The sequence below is a fragment of the Streptomyces sp. NPDC052773 genome (assembly GCF_044547145.1).
GTDB lineage: Bacteria > Actinomycetota > Actinomycetes > Streptomycetales > Streptomycetaceae > Streptomyces.
The window spans coordinates 228,883-246,666 of sequence record NZ_JBITZX010000001.1; the positions used below are offsets into that span (position 1 = coordinate 228,883).

14 protein-coding genes are annotated in these 17,784 nt (G+C 70.3%); 3 read left to right on the plus strand and 11 right to left on the minus strand.

The genetic code is table 11. The features are described from left to right. Positions 1-18 precede the first annotated feature (18 nt). From ACIG0D_RS01040 to ACIG0D_RS01090, 11 genes are all read right to left on the minus strand, one after another. Positions 19-1,794, minus strand: a complete 1,776-nt coding sequence (locus tag ACIG0D_RS01040; RefSeq protein WP_399795482.1) for an IucA/IucC family protein — start codon at positions 1,792-1,794, stop codon at positions 19-21. Beyond that, positions 1,791-2,339 (minus strand): GNAT family N-acetyltransferase, encoded by a 549-nt coding sequence (locus tag ACIG0D_RS01045; RefSeq protein WP_399795484.1) that lies wholly within the window; start codon positions 2,337-2,339, stop codon positions 1,791-1,793. Before ACIG0D_RS01045 ends, ACIG0D_RS01040 begins: the two co-directional genes overlap by 4 nt. Beyond that, positions 2,336-3,619, minus strand: a complete 1,284-nt coding sequence (locus ACIG0D_RS01050) for a lysine N(6)-hydroxylase/L-ornithine N(5)-oxygenase family protein (protein WP_399795485.1) — start codon at positions 3,617-3,619, stop codon at positions 2,336-2,338. Before ACIG0D_RS01050 ends, ACIG0D_RS01045 begins: the two co-directional genes overlap by 4 nt. Beyond that, the gene (gene desA, locus ACIG0D_RS01055) at positions 3,603-5,045 is read right to left on the minus strand and encodes a lysine decarboxylase DesA (protein WP_399795486.1); all 1,443 of its coding nucleotides are present in this window, start codon (positions 5,043-5,045) and stop codon (positions 3,603-3,605) included. Before desA ends, ACIG0D_RS01050 begins: the two co-directional genes overlap by 17 nt. 160 nt (positions 5,046-5,205) lie before the next feature. Next, the gene (locus tag ACIG0D_RS01060; protein ID WP_399795487.1) at positions 5,206-6,066 is read right to left on the minus strand and encodes a siderophore-interacting protein; all 861 of its coding nucleotides are present in this window, start codon (positions 6,064-6,066) and stop codon (positions 5,206-5,208) included. A gap of 129 nt (positions 6,067-6,195) precedes the next feature. Next, positions 6,196-7,245, minus strand: a complete 1,050-nt coding sequence (locus ACIG0D_RS01065; RefSeq protein WP_399795488.1) for an ABC transporter substrate-binding protein — start codon at positions 7,243-7,245, stop codon at positions 6,196-6,198. A gap of 193 nt (positions 7,246-7,438) precedes the next feature. Next, positions 7,439-8,680 (minus strand): serine hydrolase domain-containing protein, encoded by a 1,242-nt coding sequence (locus ACIG0D_RS01070; protein ID WP_399795489.1) that lies wholly within the window; start codon positions 8,678-8,680, stop codon positions 7,439-7,441. A gap of 152 nt (positions 8,681-8,832) precedes the next feature. Beyond that, positions 8,833-9,993 carry an acyl-CoA dehydrogenase family protein gene (locus ACIG0D_RS01075; RefSeq protein WP_399795490.1) on the minus strand — a complete coding sequence of 387 codons (1,161 nt, stop codon included), beginning with the start codon at positions 9,991-9,993 and terminating at the stop codon, positions 8,833-8,835. 6 nt (positions 9,994-9,999) lie between these two features. After that, positions 10,000-10,920, minus strand: a complete 921-nt coding sequence (locus ACIG0D_RS01080; protein WP_399796333.1) for a hydroxymethylglutaryl-CoA lyase — start codon at positions 10,918-10,920, stop codon at positions 10,000-10,002. Between the two features lie 107 nt (positions 10,921-11,027). Further along, positions 11,028-12,977 (minus strand): acetyl/propionyl/methylcrotonyl-CoA carboxylase subunit alpha, encoded by a 1,950-nt coding sequence (locus tag ACIG0D_RS01085; protein WP_399795491.1) that lies wholly within the window; start codon positions 12,975-12,977, stop codon positions 11,028-11,030. Between the two features lie 14 nt (positions 12,978-12,991). Beyond that, positions 12,992-14,608, minus strand: a complete 1,617-nt coding sequence (locus tag ACIG0D_RS01090; RefSeq protein WP_399795492.1) for a carboxyl transferase domain-containing protein — start codon at positions 14,606-14,608, stop codon at positions 12,992-12,994. A gap of 86 nt (positions 14,609-14,694) precedes the next feature. On the opposite strand from ACIG0D_RS01090, the gene ACIG0D_RS01095 reads away from it, so the two are divergent. The 3 genes from ACIG0D_RS01095 to ACIG0D_RS01105 all read left to right on the plus strand — a co-directional run bounded on the left by ACIG0D_RS01095 (position 14,695) and on the right by ACIG0D_RS01105 (position 17,539). After that, a complete protein-coding gene (locus ACIG0D_RS01095; RefSeq protein WP_399795493.1) occupies positions 14,695-15,321 on the plus strand; it encodes a TetR/AcrR family transcriptional regulator in 627 nt (208 codons plus the stop codon). Positions 15,322-15,483: 162 nt separating this feature from the next. Then, positions 15,484-16,641, plus strand: a complete 1,158-nt coding sequence (locus ACIG0D_RS01100; protein WP_399795494.1) for an acyl-CoA dehydrogenase family protein — start codon at positions 15,484-15,486, stop codon at positions 16,639-16,641. Positions 16,642-16,672: 31 nt separating this feature from the next. Beyond that, complete coding sequence (locus ACIG0D_RS01105) at positions 16,673-17,539, plus strand: acyl-CoA thioesterase (protein ID WP_399795495.1); 867 nt, start codon at positions 16,673-16,675, stop codon at positions 17,537-17,539. Positions 17,540-17,784 lie beyond the last annotated feature (245 nt).

Sequence of the window (17,784 nt, forward strand, 5' to 3'; positions counted from 1 at the left end):
CCGCCTGGCCTTGGTGGGTCAGAACCCGGCGATCGGGTTCTTCAGGGTGCCGACGAGCTGGAGCGCGCCGGACGGGTCCGCGAGGTCGACCATCTGCTTGTTGTTCCGCAGCTGGAGCCGGTTCAGGCAGGACAGCGCGAACTCGGGGGCGAACATGTCGTACTGCGCGAACTTGTCGGCCAGTTCCGGCGTCGCCTCCTGGTACTCGCGGGTGACCTCGGCGACCGTGCGCCAGAAGTCGTCCTCCTCCAGGATCCCCTCGGTGGCGAGGTTGGCGGCGAGGAAGCGGAAGAAGCAGTCGAAGACGTCCGTGAAGATCGACAGCAGCTTCTTGTCCTCGGGGACCTCCGCGCGGATCCGCTGGGCCTCCGGCGGCAGCACCGCGTCGGGGTCCATGACGCAGATCTCCTCGGCGATGTCCTTGTAGATCGCGCGCTCGACCACGCCGTCCTTCAGGACCAGGATCACGTTCTCGCCGTGCGGCATGAACACCAGGTCGTAGGCGTAGAAGCAGTGCAGCAGCGGGGTGTAGTAGGCCCGCAGATAGCGGCGCAGCCACTCGGTCGGGGTCAGGCCCGAGCGGGCGATCAGCGCGCCCGCGAAGGAGGCGCCCGCGTGGTCGACGTGCAGCAGGGAGGCCATGGTCGCCAGGGACTCGCCGTCCGCCAGGGACTTCACCGGGCTCTCCCGCCACAGCGCGGCGAGCATCTTGCGGTACGGCGAGTAGCGGTCGGTGGCCTTCTCGTACTCCAGATGCCGGTAGCCGACGGCCGCCCGCTCGCGGATGATCGTCAGGCCCGTCGACTTCAGCACCGGGTCGTTCTCGATCAGCTGGGCCAGCCAGTCGTTGATCGCGGGGGTGGCCTCCATGTAGGCGGCGGACAGGCCGCGCATGAAGCCCATGTTGATGACGGACAGGGCCGTCTTCACATAGTGCTTCTCGGGGTGGCTGGTGTTGAAGAAGGTACGGATGGACTGCTGGGCCAGGTACTCGTCGTCGCCCTCGCCCAGGCACACCAGGTGCTGCCGGGCGACCTCGGCGGCGAAGGTGACGGTGAGCTTGTTCCACCACTGCCAGGGGTGGACGGGGATGAGCAGGTAGTCGGCCGGGTCGAGGCCCTTGTCGCGCAGGATGCCGTGGAAGCGGCCGACGGTCTCCTCGCCCAGCTCCTGCCGGAAGAAGTCCTCGTAGTCGATGCCGACCCCGGCGGTGAACGCGGCGCGGGAGCGGTGCGCGGCCAGCCAGACCAGGCGGACGGGGCTCGCGGTCTCGGGGGCGTACGACAGGTACTCGTGGATGCCGAAGCCGAGCCGTCCGTTGTTGGCGACGAAGCAGGGGTGGCCCTCGGTCATCCCCGTCTCGATGGCCTGGAAGCCGGCGCCCGCCAGCTCGGCCGACGGGATCTGCTCCTTGGTGAGCTTGTAGCAGGTGCCGGAGAGGGTGGAGGAGATCTCCTCCAGGTACACCGGCAGGATCTCGTCGCTCAGGCCGAGGGCGCCCTTGAACTCGATGAAGAAGTCGAGCGCGGCGAGCGGCAGTTCGGACCCGTCGCGGTGGCGGGTGATGGAGCCGGCGTCCACCTGCCAGTGGTCGAGGGCGCGGCGGACGGCGCGGAATCGGTACGAGGTCAGCCCGTCGTCGCTGCGGACGGCGTACGTCTCCGGGTCCCGCTCCGGCTCCGGGGTGATCAGCCGCTCGTGCGCGAACTCGGCGAGGGCCTTGCGGATCAGCAGGCGGTTGGCCTGCTCCCAGCGCTCGGGGGAGAGGTGGGCGACGGTGTCGGCGAGGCTCATGCGGTCACCTCCGCGGCGGCGGTGGCGGCGTGGAACTGCTCGCGGGTGCAGAAGCTGAGCAGCGCCTTCTTCTCCGGCTTCTGGATCTCGCGCTCCGGGACGAAGCCGACGGCCTCGTTCAGGGCGTGCACGGCCTTGTTGCGGACGTCCGGCTCGACCACGACCCGCTGGGTGGCCGGGTCCTCGAAGAGGTGGGCCATGACGGCGGTGATGACGGACCGGGTGAAGCCGTGCACCGGCTTGTCGGTGGGCGGGGTCAGGAAGTGCATGCCGACGTCGCCGGGCCGCGCCTCGTACAGGCCGACCAGCTCGCGGTGCGCGGGGTCGTACTTCTCCATCAGGAAGGCGGGCTCGCCGTCCTTCAGGCCCAGCAGGGCGTGGTGGTGCTCGTCGGCGGCTATCTCCATGTACGCGCGCTCGACGTCCTCCAGTTTCGCGTCCTGCATCATCCAGAACGCGGCCTTGGGGTGGGTGACCCAGGCGTGCAGGAGCTCGGCGTCCTTCAGCGGGTCGAGGGGGCGGAACGTGAAGGTCGTGCGGCTCATGCGGAGAACTCCTGGAACGCGATGGTCTTCTCTACCGGGTAGTACTCGCTGCCGAGCAGCTCCCGGATGATGTAGCTGTTGCGGTAGGCGCCCATACCCAGGTCGGGGCTGGTGATGCTGTGGGTGTGGACGCCGGCGTTCTGCAGGAAGACGCCTCTGCCGGTGACGTCGATGGCGTAGTTGCGGCCGACGTCGAAGCCGCCCTGGGAGTCGTAGACCAGGCGGTCGCGGATCGGCTTCAGGAACTCGGGCTCGACGTACTTGTAGCCGGTGGCGAGGATCAGGCCGTCCGAGGTCAGCTCGAAGTCCTTCTCCTGCTCCTCCTGGCGGAAGCCGAGCGTGTACGTGCCGTTCTCGTACGTCGCGCTGGTCAGCGCCGAGTTGGTGAGCAGGCGGGTGGGGACCGGGCCGCCGAGGTTCTTCTGGTAGAGCAGGTCGAAGATCTCGTTGATCAGATCGCCGTCGATGCCCTTGAACAGGCCCTTCTGCTCCTGGGTGAGGCGGTAGCGGGTCCGCTCCGGCAGCGCCCGGAAGTAGTCGATGTACTCCGGGGAGGTCATCTCCAGGGTGAGCTTGGTGTACTCCAGCGGGAAGAACCGCGGGGAGCGGGTGACCCAGTTCAGCCGGTAGCCGTGGACGTCGATCTCGGAGAGCAGGTCGTAGTAGATCTCGGCGGCGGACTGGCCGGAGCCGACGAGCGTGATCGACTCCTTCTTCACCAGCTCGGCCCGGGTCTGGACGTAACGGGAGTTGTGGATGAAGTCGCCGCCCAGGCCCCGGCAGGACTCCGGGATGTACGGCGGGGTGCCGGTGCCGAGGACCAGGTGGCGGGCGCGGTACGTCTCACCGGCGGCCGTCGTCACCACGTACAGCTCGTCGCTCTCGTCGTACGTCACCTCGGTGACCGTCGTGTTGAAGCGGATGCTGCTCAGCTTGTTCGCGGCCCAGCGGCAGTAGTCGTCGTACTCGACCCGCAGCGGGTAGAAGTTCTCGCGGATGTAGAACGAGTACAGCCGGCCCTTCTCCTTCAGGTAGTTCAGGAAGGAGTACGGCGAGGTCGGGTCGGCCAGGGTGACCAGGTCCGACATGAACGGGGTCTGGAGGTGGGCGCCGTCGAGGAACATGCCGGCGTGCCACTCGAAGTCGGGCTTCGACTCCAGGAAGACGCCGTCGAGTTCGGCGATCGGCTCGGTGAGGCAGGCGAGGCCGAGGTTGAAGGGCCCGAGTCCGATCCCCACGAAGTCGTAGGTCTTGGTGGCGGATTCAGGAAGCGCGGTCAAGGGAGTCTCCCAGGTACTGCTCGGCGTGGCCGGCGATCAGGTCGAGGACGGCGGCGATGTCGGACGCCTTCGTCTCAGGGTTGAGCAGGGTGAACTTCAGGTAGTGGCGGCCGTTCACCTTGGTGCCCGCGACGATGGCCTCGCCGGAGGCGAACAGGGCCTTGCGGGCGTAGAGGTTGGCGCGGTCGATCTCGGCCGGATCGGTGACGGTGGCCGGGATGTAGCGGAAGACCAGGGTGGACAGGCTGGGCTCGACGACGACGTCGTAGCGCGGGTCGGCGGCCAGCAGCGTCCAGCCCTCCCGCGCGAGGTCGCACACCTCGTCGAAGAGCTGTCCGATGCCGTCGGCGCCCATGACGCGCAGGGTGACCCACAGCTTGAGGGCGTCGAAGCGGCGGGTGGTCTGGAGGGACTTGTCCACCTGGTTGGGGATTCGTTCCTGCACCATCCGGCGCGGGTTCAGGTACTCCGCGTGGTAGGTGGCGTGCCGCAGGGTGGCCGCGTCCCGGACCAGCACGGCGGACGAACTCACCGGCTGGAAGAAGGACTTGTGGTAGTCGACGGTGACCGAGTCGGCGCGCTCGATGCCGTCCAGCAGGGCGCGGCGCCTCAGCGAGGTGAGCAGTCCGCAGCCGTAGGCCGCGTCGACGTGCATCCAGGTGCCGTACTGCTCGCACAGCTCGGCGATCTCGGGGAGCGGGTCGATGGAGCCGAAGTCGGTGGTGCCGGCGGTGGCGACGACGGCCATGGGGACCAGGCCGTCCTTCGCGCAGCGCTCCAGCTCGTGAGCGAGCGCGACGGTCTGCATGCGCTTCTCGTGGTCGACGGGGATCGACACGACGGCGTCCTGGCCGAGGCCGAGCAGTTTCGCCGACTTCTTCACGCTGAAGTGGCTGACCTCGGAGGCGAAGATGCGCAGTGTGCCGAGGTCGCTGGTCTTGGCCTCCTCGCGGGCGAGCAGCAGCGCCTGGAGGTTGGACTGGCTGCCGCCGGAGGTGAACACGCCGTCGGCGTTCTCGCCGAGCCCGATGCGGGCGGCGGTCCAGTCGATGAGCTTGCGCTCGATGAGGGTGCCGCCGGCCGACTGGTCCCAGGTGTCCAGGGAGGAGTTGACGGCGGAGAGGATCGCCTCGCCGAGCACGGCCGGGATGACGACCGGGCAGTTGAGGTGGGCGAGGTAGCGGGGGTGGTGGAAGTAGATCGCGTCCCGGAGGTAGACGTCCTCCAGTTCGTCGAGGACCGCCGTGGTGTCGTGCAGCGGCCGGTCCAGGTCGATCTGCTCGATGACGGGGGCCAGGTCGTCGACCGTGACGCCGGTGAACGGGCGCTGGGTGGTGGCGAGTTTGGCGGCCACCCGCTCGACTCCTTCGGTCACGGAGCGGCGGTACTGCTCCGCGGTCGTGTCATTGAGCAGGTGCGAGCGCATGGGGAGGTCCTCCGGTGGGGACTGGCCGAGCGGACGGAAGGGCGGCCGGGGCGGGGCCGAAGCTCCGGCTTACTTAGGTTAGCCTAACCTAAGTCGGACGATCAAATCCGGCCCCGCCCGTAACCTCCGTCACGTCGTGCGGAGTTGGAGCAACGGCGCGCTACTCGTCGCCCTGTTCCCGCAACTGCTCCTCGGTGAGCCCCTGACGCCAGTAGCCCACGAACGTGACCCGGCGCCGGTCGATGCCGCGCTCCCCGACGAAATGCCGGCGCAGCGCCTTCACCGAGCCCGACTCGCCCGCGATCCAGACGTACGGGTGCTCTGCGGGCGGGAGTTGGGCGTCGCGCAGGGCGCTGAGGGCCAGGGGGGACTCGGTGGCGTGGTCGTGCTCCCGGATCAGCCAGGTCACCTCGGCGTCCGCCTCGGTCGCCAGGTCCAGGACGTTCCCGGGGTCGTGCGCCTCCAGCCACACCCGCGCCCGCTGTCCGGCCGGCAGCGACTCCAGGATCGCGGCGACCGCCGGAAGCGCGGTCTCGTCGCCCCAGAGCACCACCAGGTCGGTGTCCTCCGGCGGCCGGAACCGGATCGCCCGGTTGTCCGCGACGGCCGGGCCCAGCACCAGCACCCGGTCGCCCGCCGCGGCCCGCGCGGCCCACCGGGAGGCGGGGCCGGCGGGGGTGGCGGAGTCCGGCTCGACCCCGTGCAGCACGAAGTCGATGTCGATCTCGTCGGGATCGCGGCGCAGCGACCGCAGGGTGTACGAGCGCATCACCGCCCGCTCGTCGTCGGGCAGCGCCATCCACCCCTTCCACCAGTCCTCGCCCATCTCGACGGGCACCACCGGCGCGTCCTGCCCCGGATGCGGCAGGAACAGCGACAGCGACTGGTCGCACCCGTCGGAGTGGAAGTGGGCGAGGTCGTCACCCGCGAAGGAGACCCGGACCAGAGACGGCCCGAGCCGCTCCGTCCGCACGACCTGAAGAGAGAAGAAACGGAACGGCGCGGCAACGGCGGTGGACATGGAGTCTCCCGATGTTTTCATCAGGGGATGAGCTGCCCCACCTCCAGGGGCGCGGGGAACTGCGCGACCAGCCGAAACCGGCCCGCAGTCGCCCGCGACACATCAGCCCACCCCTCGACTGGGCGAACTTCAGCTGACCTTCTTCGCGTTCTCGATCGCCTCGGCGAGGCTCGTGAGAAGCGGCGTGCACTTGCCGTACGACAGGATCGGTTCCGGCGACCGGGCGATGACCTGACCGGCCTTCACGGCGGGCAGCTTCTTCCAGGTCGCCTCGGTGATCGCCGAAGGCTGGATCGCCTGGGCCCGGTCGTCCATCATGATGATGTCCGCGTCGTACTTGTCGACGTTCTCCCAGCTCAGGCTCTCGTACCAGCCGCCTCCGCCGTTCGCGTTCTTCGCCTTCTCCGACGGCTCGATGAAGTTCACACCGAGCGCCTTGAAGTACTCCAGGTCGATGGAGAGGTTGGTGCCGGAGACGTACAGCAGCTCGGCGCTGGCGGAGCCGACCAGGACCTTGATCTCGGGGCGGGACTTCGCGGCCTTGCGCAGCCGCTCCGCCGCCGCCTCGAACTCCTGCTTCGCCTTGACGACCTTGTCGGCCTTCAGGTCCGCGCCCAGCGACTCGGCCAGCGCCCACATCCGCTCCAGCGGCTGGGTCAGCTGACGGTCGTAGACGGAGATGCCGACGCTCGGGGCCAGCTTGGCGATCTTGTCCTTGGACTCCTCCGGGACGTACCAGAGGCTGCCCGAGTCGTCGAACATCGTGGTGATGAGGACCTCGGGGGCGAGCGCCGCGTACTTCTCGACGTTGAACTGGCCCCAGACGTTGCCGAGGATCTCGACCTTGCTGATGTCCATGTCGCCGGCCTGGACGTCCGGCTTGCCGTCCTGGGTCTCGGTCGGGCCGAAGACGCCCTTGACCTGGATGCCGTAGTCCCAGAGCGCGGCGGCGACACCGGTGAAGGCGACGATGTTCGTGGGGACCTTGTCGAGCTTCACGGTCTCGCCGCGGTCGTCCTTGAACGTCCAGGGGCCCGACTTGGCGGCACCCGTCGCGTCCGAGCCACCGCTTTTCTTGTCTTCGTCACCGCAGGCGGCGAGGACGGCACCGAGGCCGAGGGCACCGCCGGCGGCGAGGATCCCGCGGCGGGTGAGGTGGGTGGCACGGGCGTTGGACATGAGTCTGGCTGCTTTCGAACAGGGCGGAGAGCCCGCCGGACAATTCGAAGGTAGGTTAGCCTAACCTCAGATCTTGTCCAGGGGTGGGGAGCCCTTGGCTCGAGAGCGTGAGCGAGACGGTTCACGCGCCGCTCACAACGCGCCTACCCTTGCGGGAAGTTGGCCGAAACGCCGATCCGGAAGATGATCAGAATCACTTGGGCATCGGCGGGACCGGCAGGTTGTAGACGTGGTCCGGGCTGACGATCCGCGTGATGGCGTCACCGAACAGTGTGCTCGGCTCCGTCTTGCCGACGAGGACGTCGGTGTTCAGGAGCACGACGAGGGTCGCCTCCGCGGACGGCAGGTAGATGGTCAGCGACTCGTAGCCGGGCAGCGAGCCGTTGTGGCCGATCCAGCCCTGGACGTCGAAGATGCCGAGGCCGTACCCGGCGCCCCGGATGCCGGTCGAGGGTGTCCGCAGGCGCTCGCGCTGCGTGGCCGGTTCCACCATCGTGGAGCCGTCGGGGAAGGTGCCGGTGGCCACCGTGCGCGCCCAGATGCGCAGATCGTCCCGGTTCGAGATCATCGCCCCGGCCGCCCAGGCCCACGACGGGTTCCAGTCCGTGGATTCCTCGATCTTGCCGGAGGCGGTCTGGTTCGTGTAGCCCTGCGCGTGTGGTGCGGGGAAGTCCGCGTTCGTCGGGAACACGGTGTCCGTCATGCCGGCCGGCTCCAGGACGTTCTCCTGGATGAAGTCGTGCAGGGGCTGCCCGCCGGCCTTCTCGACGACCAGGCCGAGCAGGATCAGATTGGTGTTGCAGTAGAAGAACTTCTCGCCCGGCTTGAACATCGGGGGGTGCTTGAACGCGTAGTCCAGCAGCTGCTGCGGGGTGAAGACGTGGTCCGGATCGGACGTCAGCGCCTTGAAGAAGTCCGGGTCCTCGGAGTAGTTGAACAGACCGCTGCGCATGCCGGCCAGTTCGCGCAGGGAGATCTCGTCACCGTTCGGCACGCCGTCGACGTACTCGCCGATCGGGTCGTCCAGGCTGATCCTGCCCTGGTCGACCAGTTGGAGCACGGCCGTGACGGTGAACGTCTTCGTCTCGCTGCCGATCCGCCAGAACAGGTCCGGCGCCATCCGCCGGCCGGTGCTCTTGTCGGCCACCCCGAAGGAGCGCTCGTACTGCCCCTTGTCCGGCGTCCACAGCCCGACCGTGACACCCGGGACGTTCGCCTCGCGCATGACCCGCTGGATCGCCGTGTCCAGCCGCTGCCGGACCTGCGGGGTGATCTCCCGGAAGTCGTCGCCCGGGGCGGGTTCCGTCCGGCTGACGGCGGCGGGAACGGCACCGGCCGAGGGGGACGCGGTCGCTGCGGTCACCGGCACCAGGAGAACGGCCGCCGCTCCCGCGGCCACAGCCCCCCTGCGAAGTCGTCTCGACGTGAACGTCATGGGCTGCTCCCAGCGCATGAGGGTGTCGCCGTAGCCCTGCTCGCAGACCTGTCGGGCCGTACCCCACCAGCCTAGGAGCGCCCCCACCGGATCGCGCGTCGAACCGGCGGGGGCCGCGGAGACCGCCGCGGGCTCCGCTCCCGGGCGGGGTGTCAGCTCACCAGGCCCAGCTCCCGGGCGATCAGCATGCGCTGCACCTCGCTGGTGCCCTCGCCGATCTCCAGGATCTTCGAGTCCCGCCACATCCGGGCCACCGGATACTCGTTCATGAAGCCGTAGCCGCCGTGGATCTGGGTGGCGTCGCGGGCGTTGTCGACGGCGATGGTCGACGAGTACAGCTTGGCCAGCGCCGCCTCCTTCTTGAAGGGCTCCCCGGCGACCAGCCGGGAGGCCGCGTCACGCCAGGCGAGGCGGGCGGTGTGCGCCTTCATCTCCATATCGGCGATCTTGAACTGGATCGCCTGGTTCGCCCCGATCGGGCGGCCGAAGGCGTGACGTTCCTTCGCGTACCTGACCGACTCGTCGACACAGCCCTGCGCCAGGCCCGTCGCCAGCGCCGCGATGGCGATCCGGCCCTCGTCCAGGATCCGCAGGAACTGCGCGTACCCCCGGCCCTCCTCGCCCAGCAGGTTCTCCGCCGGCACCCGCACGTCCGCGAAGGACAGTTCGCGGGTGTCGGAGGCGTTCCAGCCGACCTTGGAGTACGGGGCGGCGACCGTGAAACCCGGGGTGCCCGAGGGGACGATGATCGCGGAGATCTGCGGCTTGCCGTCCGGTTTGCGGCCGGTGACCGCGGTGACCGTGACCAGACCCGTGATGTCCGTACCGGAGTTGGTGATGAAGCACTTGGTGCCGTTGATCACCCACTCGCCGGTCGCCGGGTCCTTGCGGGCGGTCGTCCGGGTCGCCCCGGCGTCACTGCCGCCGTCCGGCTCGGTCAGCCCGAACGCGCCCAGGATCTCCCCGGAGCACAGCCGCGGCAGCCACTCGCGCTTCTGCTCCTCGGTGCCGAACAGATGGATCGGCATTGCGCCCAGCGAGACACCCGCCTCCAGCGTGATGGCGACCGAGGAGTCCACCCGGGCCAGCTCCTCCAGCACGATGCCCAGCGCCAGATAGTCGCCGCCCATGCCGCCGTACTCCTCCGGGAACGGCAGTCCGAACAGGCCCATACGGCCCATCTCGCGGACGATCTCGTACGGGAACTCGTGCCGCTCGTAGTAGTCGCCGATCTTCGGGGCCACCACGTCGTGTGCGAACTCCTCCACGGTGCGGCGGAGTTCTTCCAGCTCGGGGGTCAGACGGTGGTCCATCGTTCTTCACTGCTCCTTGTGGGAGAGGGCTCGGACGGTGCGGGACGGGCTGGGCCGCCCCAGGCGCTCGGCCATCCACACGCTCGTGGCGGTGAGCCGGCCGAGGTCGACGCCGGTGTCGATGCCGAGGCCCCGCAGCATCCACACCAGGTCCTCGGTCGCGAGATTGCCGGTGGCGGACTTGGCGTACGGGCAGCCGCCCAGGCCGCCCGCCGAGGCGTCGACGGTCGTCACCCCGTGCTGGAGCGCCGCGAGGGTGTTCGCGAGCGCCTGGCCGTAGGTGTCGTGGAAGTGCACGCCGAGCGCGTCCACGGGGACGCCTTCGGCGGTGAGCGCGGTCAGCAGCGCCCGGACGTGGCCGGGGGTGGCCACGCCGATCGTGTCGCCGAGGCTCAGCTCGTCGCAGCCCATGTCCATCAGCGCCCGGCAGACGCGGACCACCTGGGGGACGGGCACCGGGCCCTCCCAGGGGTCGCCGAAGCACATCGACAGATAGCCGCGCACATGCCCGCCCTCCGCCTTCGCCCGGCTCACCACCGGCTCGAACATGGCCAGCGCCTCGTCGACCGTGCGGTTGAGGTTGGCCTTCGCGAAGGACTCGGTGGCGCTGGCGAACACGGCGACACGGCGGGCGCCGAGCGCGAGGGCGCGGTCCAGGCCGCGCTCGTTGGGGACGAGGACCGGCAGGTCCACGGGGAGGTCGGCGACCTGTGGGAACAGCTGCTCCGCGTCGGCCAGTTGGGGCACCCACTTGGGGTGCACGAAGCTGGTCGCCTCGATCGTCGTCAGGCCCGCGTCGGCGAGGCGGCGGATGAACTCCGCCTTGACCTCCACGGGCACCGTCGCCTTCTCGTTCTGAAGGCCGTCACGGGCGCCGACCTCGTGGATACGCACGCGGGCGGGCAGGCCGTCGGCGGGGACGGTCATGGGGAGTCCGCCGGCCGGGGCGGTGGCGGGGCGGCCGTCGGTCGCGGCGGTCGCGGCGGTCGTGGGGCGGCCGTCGGCCGGGGCCGTCGTGGGGCGTCCTTCGGCTGTCATTCCGCCGCCTCCTTCGGTCCGTCCCCGGACGCGTCCTCGTGCGGGGTGATGACCGCCAGCACCTGGTCCATGGCGACCGTGGTGCCGGGCGTGACGTCCAGTTCGGCGACCGTGCCCGCGTGCGGGGCGGAGATGACGTGCTCCATCTTCATCGCCTCCACGACGAGCAGGCTCTGACCGGCGGTCACCTCGTCGCCGACCGCGACCTTCACCACGGTGACCGTGCCGGGCATGGGCGCGGTGAGGGAGTCGGCGCCGGCGTGGGCGGCCCGGGCCAGGGAGGCGGTCACCGGGTCGTGGTCGCGGACCTGCCATGCGTCGGCGTCCCGGCCCAGCCAGTCGCCCGCGCGGTGGAAGGTGTGGCGGACACCGTCGAGGGTGACGTGCACCCGGTCCTCGGTGACGGTGTGGGTGCCACGGCACGCGTGGGCGACGGGTTCGAGTCCCGGCACGCGGAGGGGGAAGGCGACGGGCCTGTGCTCGCCGCCCAGGCGCCAGCCGCTGGGCACCGAGAACGGGTCGGTCCAGCCGCCCTCCTGGCGCGGCCTCAGCGCGTCCAGCCGGACGGCCGCCGCCGCCTCGTACACCTCTTCCGGTACGTCCGTGGAGACCAGGTCGTCCACCACCCGCTCCACCAGCCCGGTGTCCAGCTCGCCCTGGACGACCGCCGGATGGGCGAGGAGGCGCCGCAGGAAACCGGCGTTCGTCTGCACGCCCAGCGTGACCGTCTCGGCGAGGGCCGCGCGGAGCCTGCGCAGGGCGGTGGCGCGGTCCGGGCCGTAGGCGATCACCTTGGACAGCATCGGGTCGTAGAGGCTGCCGACCTCCGTGCCCTCGCTGAGCCCGGAGTCGGTGCGGATGCCGTCACCCTCCGGCTCGCGCAGCCGCAGCACCGTGCCGCCGGAGGGGAGGAAGCCGCGCGCGGGGTCCTCGGCGCAGATCCGGGCCTCGACGGCGTGCCCCGTGAGCCGGATGTCCTCCTGGCCGTACGGCAGCTTCTCGCCCGCGGCGACCCGCAGCTGCCACTCCACCAGGTCCAGGCCGGTGACCAGCTCGGTGACCGGGTGCTCCACCTGGAGGCGGGTGTTCATCTCCATGAAGTAGTACTGGGAGGGGTCGCCGCCCGGGACGATGAACTCCACCGTGCCCGCGCCGACGTACCCGCAGGAGCGGGCCGCCTGGACCGCCGCCTCGCCCATCGCCGCGCGGGTGGCCTCGTCGAGGAGCACGCTCGGCGCCTCCTCGATGATCTTCTGGTGGCGGCGCTGGAGGGAGCACTCGCGCTCGCCGAGGTGGAGCACGTTGCCGTGCGCGTCGGCCAGCACCTGGATCTCGATGTGCCGGGGCCGGTCGATCCACCGCTCCACCAGCAGCGTGTCGTCGCCGAAGGAGGCGCGGGCCTCACGGCGGGCGGCGGCGATCTCGTCGTCCAGCCGGTCCAGGTCGCGCACCAGGCGCATGCCCTTGCCGCCACCGCCCGCGGACGGCTTCAGCAGCACCGGCGCGCCCAGCTCGCGGGCCGCCTCGGCCAGCTTCGGGTCGCGTCCGCCGGGCACCACCGGCACCCCGGCCTCGCGGACCGTCTCCTTGGCGCGGATCTTGTCACCCATGAGGGCGATGGCGTCGGCGGGCGGCCCGATGAACACCAGCCCGGCGTCGGCGCAGGCGCGCGCGAAGGCGGCGTTCTCGGCGAGGAAGCCGTACCCCGGGTGGACGGCCTGCGCGCCGGTGCGGGCCGCGGCCTGAAGCAGCCGCTCCACCGACAGATAGGACTCGGCGGCGGGCGCCGGGCCGATCCGTACCGCCGTGTCGGCCTCCCGCACATGCTTGGCGTCGGCGTCGGCGTCGGAGAAGACGGCCACGGAGCGCACGCCGAGCGCGCGCAGCGTACGGATGACCCGCACGGCGATCTCGCCGCGGTTGGCCACAAGAACGGTGTCGAACATGGTCGTGAACCCCCTCACATCCGGAAGACGCCGAACTGCGGCTCGCCCAGCGGGGCGTTCGCGCAGGCCGTCAGGGCCAGGCCCAGCACCTGCCGGGTCTCCAGCGGGTCGATGACGCCGTCGTCCCAGAGGCGGGCGGTGGCGTAGTAGGCATTCCCCTGGCGCTCGTACTGCGCGCGGATGGGGTCCTTGAAGGCCTCTTCCTCCTCGGCCGGCCACTCCTCGCCGCGGGCCTCCAGCTGGTCGCGCTTGACGGTGGCGAGGACGGAGGCGGCCTGCTCGCCGCCCATGACGGAGATCTTGGCGTTGGGCCACATCCACAGGAAGCGCGGCGAGTACGCCCGGCCGCACATCGAGTAGTTCCCCGCGCCGTACGACCCGCCGACCACCACGGTCAGCTTGGGCACGCGGGTGCAGGCGACCGCCGTCACCATCTTGGCGCCGTGCTTGGCGATGCCGCCCGCCTCGTAGTCCTTGCCGACCATGAATCCGGAGATGTTCTGGAGGAACACCAGCGGGATGCCGCGCTGGTCGCACAGCTCGATGAAGTGGGCGCCCTTCTGGGCGGACTCGGCGAAGAGGATGCCGTTGTTGGCGACGATGCCGACCGGGTGGCCGTGGATCCGGGCGAAACCGGTGACCAGGGTCTGCCCGAACTCGGACTTGAACTCGGCGAACCGCGAGCCGTCGACGACGCGGGCGATGATCTCCCGGACGTCGTACGGGGTGCGGGGGTCGGCCGGAACGGCCCCGTACAGCCCGTACGGGTCGACCTTGGGCTCGACGGCGGGCCGCACCTCCCACGGGATGCTCCGGCGCTCCGGCAGGGTCGCGACGATGTTCCGCACGATCCGCAGGGCGTGCGCGTCGTCCTCGGCGAGGTGGTCCGTGACACCGGAGATCCGGGAGTGCACCTCGCCGCCGCCCAGCTCCTCGGCGGTGACGACCTCGCCGGTCGCGGCCTTCACCAGCGGCGGGCCGCCCAGGAAGATCGTGCCCTGGTTGCGCACGATCACGGCCTCGTCGCTCATCGCGGGGACGTAGGCGCCGCCGGCCGTGCAGGAGCCGAGCACGGCGGCGATCTGGGGGATGCCGGCGCCCGACATCCGGGCCTGGTTGTAGAAGATCCGCCCGAAGTGGTCACGGTCCGGGAACACCTCGTCCTGCATCGGCAGGAAGGCGCCGCCGGAGTCCACGAGATAGAGGCAGGGCAGCCGGTTCTCGAGGGCGACCTCCTGGGCGCGCAGGTGCTTCTTCACCGTCATCGGGTAGTACGTGCCGCCCTTGACGGTGGCGTCGTTGGCGACGATCACGCACTCGCGTCCGCTGACCCGGCCGATCCCCGCGATCACCCCCGCGGCCGGCGCCTGCCCGTCGTACATCCCGTCCGCCGCGAGCGGAGCCAGCTCGAGGAAGGGCGAACCCGGGTCGAGCAGCGTGTCCACCCGGTCGCGCGGCAGCAGCTTGCCGCGCGCGGTGTGCCGGGCGCGCGCCTTCTCACCACCCCCGAGCCGGGCGGCGGCCAGCTTGCCGCGCAGCTCCTCGACCAGCGCGAGATGCGCCGCCTCGTTGGCCTGCCAGGCCTCCGACGCGGGATCCGCCGCGGTCGTCAGCTCCGGTGCCTGGTCCATCCTGCGGTCCCCTCACCTTGTTAATGAGCGTTAACGCATTTCCATCAGGTTAACGAGCGCTAACCTCCCTGTCTAGAATTGCTTCCATGGCCACCAGAACCGACGCCCCCACCCGCCGCGAGCAGATCCTGAAGGAGGCCGCGCGGCTCTTCGCCGAGCGCGGCTTCCACGGCGTCGGGGTGGACGAGATAGGTGCCGCGGTCGGCATCAGCGGACCCGGCCTCTACCGTCACTTCGCGGGCAAGGACGCCATGCTCGCCGAGCTGCTGGTCGGCATCTCCGGCCAGCTGCTGACGGGCGCGAAGCAACGCCTGAAGGAGGCGGAGGGCGCCGGCGGTGCCGACGGGGCGGCCCCGGAGACGGTCCTCGACTCGCTCATCGAGGGCCACATCGACTTCGCGCTCGACGACCGTCCCCTCATCACCCTGCACGACCGCGAGCTGGACCGCCTCCGGGAGAGCGACCGCAAGCTGGTCCGCCAGCTCCAGCGGCAGTACGTCGAGCTGTGGGTGGACGTCCTCCGAAAGGTCTACCCCGCCCTCGCCGAACCCGCCGCCCGCTCGGCCGTCCACTCCGTCTTCGGCCTCCTGAACTCCACCCCCCACCTCGGCCGCCGCGGCTCCCTCCCCGGCCGCGGGGCGACGGCGGAACTGCTGCACCGGATGGCCCGGGGGGCGTTCGCGGCGGCGGGGGCGGACGCCGTCACCGGCTGACGAACCGACGCCCACCGCTGCCGATTCGCCCCGATCCGACCGGATTCCGGTGCCGCGAGGCGTGACGAGCGTTACCACCGCCCCGCTCTGGACTCCCCTCCCTACCCGCCGGTACGGTAAGGCTGAGCAAGCGCTTAGATACGTACCGGTGGAGGTGGCGGCGTGCGCCGTACGGTGTTCAACGAGGATCACGAGGCGTTCCGGGAGACCCTGCGCGCCTTCATCGAGGCCGAGGTGGTCCCGGTCTACGACGAGTGGTTCCAGGCCGGCCAGGCGCCGCGCGAGTTCTACTACAAGCTCGCCGAGCTGGGCCTGTTCGGCATCAACGTGCCGGAGGAGTACGGCGGCGCCGGTCTGGAGACGCACAAGTTCGAGGCGATCCAGTACGAGGAGACCGCCCGCGCGGGCGTCACCTTCGGCGGCTCCGGCGTGCACGTGCTGCTCGCCCTGCCGTACATCAAGATGCTCGCCAACGACGAGCAGAAGAAGCGCTACCTGCCCAAGTTCGTCTCCGCCGAGGAGATGTGGGCCATCGCCATGACCGAGCCGGGCACGGGCTCCGACCTGGCCGGCATGAAGACCACCGCCAAGCTGAGCGAGGACGGCACGCACTACGTCCTCAACGGCGCCAAGACCTTCATCACCGGCGGCGTCCACGCCGACAAGGTGATCGTCTGCGCCCGCACCGCCCCGCCCACCGCCGAGGACCGCCGCTACGGCATCTCCCTCTTCGCCGTGGACACCAAGTCCGAGGGCTACTCCGTCGGCCGCAAGCTGGACAAGCTCGGCCTGAAGGTCTCCGACACCGCCGAGCTGGCGTTCGTCGACGTCAAGGTCCCGGTCGAGGACCTGCTCGGCGAGGAGAACAAGGGCTTCTACTACCTGGGCGCCAACCTGCCCTCCGAGCGCTGGGGCATCGCCTTCGGCGCCTACGCGCAGGCCAAGGCCGCCGTCCGGTTCGCCAAGCAGTACGTGCAGGAGCGGACGGTGTTCGGCAAGCCCGTCGCCGCCTTCCAGAACACCAAGTTCGAGCTGGCCGCCTGCCAGGCCGAGGTCGACGCGGCCGAGGCCGTCGCCGACCGCGCGCTCGAAGCCCTCGACGCCGGTGAGCTGACGCCCGCCGAGGCCGCCTCCGCCAAGCTGTTCTGCACCGAGGTCGCGCACCGCGTGATCGACCGCTGCCTCCAACTGCACGGCGGCTACGGCTACATGAACGAGTACCCGATCGCCCGCCTGTACGCGGACAACCGCGTCAACCGCATCTACGGCGGCACCAGCGAGATCATGAAGACGATCATCGCCAAGGACATGGGCCTGTAAGCCGCAGTCACCCAACTCCCGCAGAGTGGCGATGAGTCAGGCACTCGAAGACCTCCTCGATCTGCTCGACCTCGAACAGATCGAGGAGAACATCTACCGCGGCCGCTCCCGGTCCGCCGTCGTCCCCCGGGTCTTCGGCGGACAGGTCGCGGCGCAGGCGCTGGTCGCCGCCGGCCGTACGGTCCCCGCGGACCGTACGCCGCACTCCCTGCACGCGTACTTCCTGCGCACCGGCGACCCCGGCGCGCCCATCGTGTACACGGTCGACCGGCTGCGCGACGGCCGCTCCTTCACCACGCGCCGCGTCGTCGCGGTCCAGCACGGCAAGCCGATCTTCGGCCTGTCCGCCTCCTTCCAGACGTACGAGGAGGGCCTGGACCACCAGGCGCCGATGCCGCCCGCCCCCGACCCGGCGACCCTGCCGACCGGCGAGGACCGGCTGCGCGGCTATCCGCACCTCGACCCGGAGGTGGTGGAGCGGTTCATCGAGGCCCGGGCCGCGGTCGACCTGCGCTACGTCGACGATCCGCCGTTCGGCAGCTACGGCACCCCGCGCGAGCCCCGCTCCCAGGTGTGGTTCCGCACCAACGGCAAGCTCGCCGACGACCCCCTGCTGCACATCGCGCTGGCCACCTACGTCTCCGACATGACGCTCCTCGACTCGGTCCTGCTCGCGCACGGCCGCGGCGGCTGGGCCGTCGGCGACGTGGTCGGCGCCTCGCTGGACCACGCGATGTGGTTCCACCGCCCGTTCCGCGCCGACGAGTGGCTGCTGTACGACCAGGAGTCCCCCTCGGCGTACGGCGGGCGCGGCCTCGGCCAGGCCCGCATCCACACCCGGGACGGCCGGCTCGCCATCTCGGTGATCCAGGAGGGCGTGGTCCGGGTGCCCCGGTGATCTCCGCCGGGGGTGGCTCTCCAGATGCCGATGCGGCCGTCAGTGATTAGGCTCGATGAGTGAAAGCCGCAAGCACGGCACGCCCGGCCGACACTGTCCGGTAGCGCGGACAACGGCCCCAGGGATCGCCCGTGAATCGGGGCGGGTGGCCTGGAGGCGTCGGCGGTCGAGTCTTTCCTTCAGATGAATCTGCGGCGATACCCATGACCGTGCCGCGCCATTTCCGTTGTGCGGCCGCGGCCATC

What these genes read in the sequence shown, in the direction of transcription:
- ACIG0D_RS01040 (WP_399795482.1), bottom strand. Translation starts at nt 1,794, where the DNA reads ATGAGCCTCGCCGACACCGTCGCCCACCTCTCCCCCGAGCGCTGGGAG.
- ACIG0D_RS01045 (WP_399795484.1), bottom strand. Translation starts at nt 2,339, where the DNA reads ATGAGCCGCACGACCTTCACGTTCCGCCCCCTCGACCCGCTGAAGGAC.
- desA (WP_399795486.1), bottom strand. Translation starts at nt 5,045, where the DNA reads ATGCGCTCGCACCTGCTCAATGACACGACCGCGGAGCAGTACCGCCGC.
- ACIG0D_RS01060 (WP_399795487.1), bottom strand. Translation starts at nt 6,066, where the DNA reads ATGTCCACCGCCGTTGCCGCGCCGTTCCGTTTCTTCTCTCTTCAGGTC.
- ACIG0D_RS01065 (WP_399795488.1), bottom strand. Translation starts at nt 7,245, where the DNA reads ATGTCCAACGCCCGTGCCACCCACCTCACCCGCCGCGGGATCCTCGCC.
- ACIG0D_RS01070 (WP_399795489.1), bottom strand. Translation starts at nt 8,680, where the DNA reads ATGACGTTCACGTCGAGACGACTTCGCAGGGGGGCTGTGGCCGCGGGA.
- ACIG0D_RS01075 (WP_399795490.1), bottom strand. Translation starts at nt 9,993, where the DNA reads ATGGACCACCGTCTGACCCCCGAGCTGGAAGAACTCCGCCGCACCGTG.
- ACIG0D_RS01080 (WP_399796333.1), bottom strand. Translation starts at nt 10,920, where the DNA reads ATGACCGTCCCCGCCGACGGCCTGCCCGCCCGCGTGCGTATCCACGAG.
- ACIG0D_RS01085 (WP_399795491.1), bottom strand. Translation starts at nt 12,977, where the DNA reads ATGTTCGACACCGTTCTTGTGGCCAACCGCGGCGAGATCGCCGTGCGG.
- ACIG0D_RS01090 (WP_399795492.1), bottom strand. Translation starts at nt 14,608, where the DNA reads ATGGACCAGGCACCGGAGCTGACGACCGCGGCGGATCCCGCGTCGGAG.
- ACIG0D_RS01095 (WP_399795493.1), top strand. Translation starts at nt 14,695, where the DNA reads ATGGCCACCAGAACCGACGCCCCCACCCGCCGCGAGCAGATCCTGAAG.
- ACIG0D_RS01105 (WP_399795495.1), top strand. Translation starts at nt 16,673, where the DNA reads ATGAGTCAGGCACTCGAAGACCTCCTCGATCTGCTCGACCTCGAACAG.